At 37.2% G+C, this 4,093-nt stretch carries 3 protein-coding genes; all 3 read right to left on the bottom strand.

Annotation, left to right across the window (positions count from 1 at the left end; genetic code table 11):
* Positions 1-82 (bottom strand): IS4/Tn5 family transposase DNA-binding protein (locus tag IM500_RS06825; protein ID WP_287638528.1); only part of this gene is annotated, 82 nt, incomplete at its 3' end.
* Positions 83-425: 343 nt separating this feature from the next.
* The gene (locus IM500_RS06820; protein WP_190722918.1) at positions 426-3,512 is read right to left on the bottom strand and encodes an Eco57I restriction-modification methylase domain-containing protein; all 3,087 of its coding nucleotides are present in this window, start codon (positions 3,510-3,512) and stop codon (positions 426-428) included.
* Positions 3,513-3,570: 58 nt separating this feature from the next.
* On the bottom strand, positions 3,571-4,093 hold a 523-nt coding region (locus IM500_RS06815), incomplete at its 5' end, for a Uma2 family endonuclease (protein ID WP_287738008.1).

The raw sequence follows: 4,093 nt of genomic DNA, 5'->3' as shown, positions 1-4,093 counted from the left end.
CTACGATACTGATTAACCTTTTCTTTCTTCTGGTGTCCCCTAGGTCTGCATACTGTAATTCTTGGGCTGCCCATTTCTCCATTTTTTTGCTTACCTCCTCCTTAATTCCTTCTTTCAAAACTATACCTATCAATCGTTTCCCCTTTTTTTAAGTTTCTTCTCTTTTTGTTAAGAAAGATCCGACTAATGGATAGCTTATCAAGGGGGGCAGGGGGGATCAGACCTAAAATCCATTTTTAACTTAATTATAACCAGCTACTTAATAAAGAAATCGAAATTGTTTTCCTCAACTTAATCTACTAATTTTGCTTAAGTATTTTTTTGTTTAACATAGTTCTGTGATGATTTCAGATACCTTTAAGAAGTCGAGTATCTGTGATGATTTCAGATACCCGACTTCTTTAATAATTCGGGTATCTAACCCCTTACAATCCATACAATGCCGCTACTCTCTCATCTATCTCTTTCTCCCATTCTTCACAGTTAACCCCTTTGGCATCTAAGCATTTTTGTACTAATTTGATGATGGGTTCTTTTTCAGATTCAGAAGCGGGAGGGATGGGGATTTTTTCAACATATTGACGTTTAAATCTTAAATGTCCCCCCAAAATCTGAGGGCTTAATTGATGATAATATTTTAATACCGTTAATGAATTAAGTACCCCCAGAAGATAAAGATCATAAACTGGAATCATAAAGGTTGTATCGTTAATATAAAGACCTTTTTCATCTAAGGAAAAACGTGACTCTTTTGCAATATCTGGAAAAACAATCTTAGGTTTTTCAAATTCTTCAAAATATGTAGCTGCACATCTTTGTAAAGCGTACCATTCATATCTAATTCCAGTTTCTGCCTTATTTCTCAATGAAAGTTCCTTTTGATATTTTGCAAGATGACCATAAATAGATGGATATATTCTCTCAAATTCTTTTTCAGCTTTAAGAGAACTTCCAGTAATGCTAGTATCTTGATGTAAAGGAAAATGCCAAGGAATGAAAATCAACCATTTGTCTTTGTAATTTATGCGCCATTTTCTCACATCATCACCCACAGCTAAAGGTTTAATAATCTCTGCACTTTTAGTATCTTTAGCAATTAATTCTGCTCGTTTTGCACCATCAATCACAAAGGCTTTATTAAAACCAGTTTTAATACCATAATAAATTTTTTCATTGACGTATTCACCTAAAGGAATACCGGCTGCTGACATTTTATTGATTAAACTTGCCGTAGTAGAATCACTTAATAGCCAATTTTTACCATTTAAAGAATTATTAGGTAAAATTGTTCCCTGTTCATTAATAACAGTTTTAATATCAGGATAAGGTGACTCTAAAGATTTAACTTGAGTAAATTGAGTGTTTAATTTTATATCTGATTGCTTCTGAGCGAGAAAAATCATCACTAAAACAGCTGCACTTTCAAAAACTGGCAACTCCCCAAAATCGGTAATACTTCTCACCTGACAAGTATCAGCGATATGCTCTCTTAACTTCTCCCCATACTTTGCCCGGAACCATTTATTTGAGGAAATAAAAGCTAACATTCCCCCAGTTTTAAGTAATTGTAAAGCTCTCGCATAAAAGAAACAATATAAATCCGATGTTCCTGTATAAACTTCCGGGAAAACCTGCTTTAAAGTTGGTTTTAAATCCTTAATCAATTCCTGTCTCACATAGGGGGGATTTGCTACCTGAATATCAAAACCTCCCTCCGCTAATACCTCGGCAAACTCCACCACCCAATCAAACCCTTTTGAGATAGCTTCCTTATCACTCGCAATCACAGAAGCACTGCCATGGGTTAATAAAGCAATCTGTTTCTTAACCTCATTAATCTCCTGTTCAAGACTTTGTTTATCACTGCCTAAATGCGCTCTTAAATACTTGGCTTTAGCTTCCCTAAACCGATGGATAAACTCCTCGCGCACCATCCCAGAACCTTGGGGATTAGGAGCAGTTAGACTATCTCCTGTTTCGATTTTAAACTTCAAATTCGGTAGCGGTGGCGGATTGTCCCCATCATATTCAACCGCTAAGGAAAGCCATAACCTTAAGCGAGCAATATTAACCGCAAAAGGATCGATGTCAACTCCATAGATATTAGTTTCAATAATCTCTAACTTGCGCTGATAAACCGTTTTATAATCAATACCTTTAGTGGCAAATAAACACTGACGCAAATCTAATAACTCATGCAACATTCCCAATAAATAAGCTCCACTTCCACAGGCAGGATCACAGACTTTGACCTGTTTTAAGGTTTCTAAAACTGCCTCTGGATTCTTTAAGTTAATAGCATTATATTCGTCAACAAAAAGCTCAATCGCTTCTTTGTTTTCAGAAGTTAATTTACTGCTTAAATATCCCTTCAACGCCTCCCGACACATAAAAGAAACAATCGGTTTAGGTGTGTAATAACTGCCTGATTCATGTCTTCCCGTGACTAATTCCTCAAATACTTTTCCCAACATTTCTGGGTCCACTGCTACCTCCACATCAAGGGGTGTACTCTCAGTTACAGTGAAATTAAAATTACTAAAAAGGCCCTGTAAGATAACATCGATCGCCTGATCGGGTACTATTATATTAGGATTGCGGTCATCTTCATCCTGTTCAAATAATCCGCCATTAAGATAGGGAACTGTGCCGATTATTTGCCGAAGAAAACCACCGTTATTGATACCAATAATATCCGTTTGTTGGGGATTATTTAGTCCCGTAAAAAACAGATGAGTCAAGCGATTATGATAAAAGTTTTTGTCCGAGGTGCTGTTATCATTCTGATAATCCTGCCATAAGGTTTCTAGATAGTTTGTTTGTTCGTTAAACTTCAGCCAACCTTTTTTCTGGATAAAAACAATAAACATCAGGCGATTAAATAGCTTCTGAGTAAATAGTCTTCTCTGGTCAGCATTAGGGATAGTTTTGGTAATTAATTGCTCAACTTTTTCAAAGACCGAGCGATACTGTTCAAAAAATTTCTTAGTAACTTTCTCAACATCAAAAGCTTCATCATGACGTTCCTGAATCGCTAAAGGAGACTCGGAACTAATATTATCTAAATCTAGTAAACTTAGGCGTTCTGTGGCGGTTCGTAACTGTTCCCCCGGACCCACTGTAATTCGCCGCAAGACTTGCCGTTTTTCTTGTTTAACATCATATTTAACATTGATAAAATGCCACCGTTCTTGGTGGAAATCAGAGAAAACAAAGAGAGAGTAGGGATGGTTTTTTAGCAGTTGATTGATGACAAGACGCTCTAAATTGAGCAGCAGTTGCTTAGAGTTAAGACGAGCATAAATAACCTGAAAATCTTCCCCTCCAGAAGCTAATAGGATTGGATCTTCTGCTAATGCTTCTACTGCTTTATCCGGCCAATTGCGTCGGGACAGGGTTTGATTTTCTCGCTCGTAATTTAACTCAGACCAGAATAATTTTTTGAGCGCATCCAATCCTCTCAGGGATAAAAGAAGGTCATAAACTGACTGCCGAAGTTCAATATCACTCATAAGTTTTCTCACGACCTCTCATTTAGGTTTACTTTCTCCAGAACTTTTGCCACTTCAGTTAAATTGTATCGGGATCGATGCCTAATTCTCGTAGTTTTTGTGCTAATTTTTCCTTAGCCTGACGTTCCCTTTCTTTCTCTAAAAGAGCCTGTTCTTTGGCTAAAATAGCCTGTTCTTTGGCCTGTCGTTGCTGTAACTCAGCTTCTTGAGGAGTGGGGACTAATTGACCATTGGCGGTAAAATAACGCAGTTTACGGTCAAATATCCCTAAATATAATCCTAACTGTTCACTCCATAAATAACCTTGGTCATTGGGAGAAATGGCTTGATATTGTCCCTCAATTAGTCTAAATCCCTGCAATTCTAACGTATTAGGATCGAACCAAAAATAATTAGGAGTGCGAAAGGTATTTTGGTAGAGAATTTTCTTGTTATTGCGGTCAATATTGGCCGTAGAATCGGAGAGAATCTCGACAATTACATCGGGATATTTACCCTGTTCTCCCCAAACTACCCAACTTTTGCGGGGACGTTTTTCTGTATCTAAAACCACAAAAAAATCGGGACCACAGAAATCGCGT

The organism is Microcystis sp. M179S2 (genome assembly GCF_020245805.1).
GTDB classification, from domain to species: Bacteria; Cyanobacteriota; Cyanobacteriia; order Cyanobacteriales; family Microcystaceae; genus Microcystis; species Microcystis aeruginosa.
Note: the sequence above shows the minus strand (reverse complement) of the source record. Positions and strands in the feature narration are given on the sequence as shown.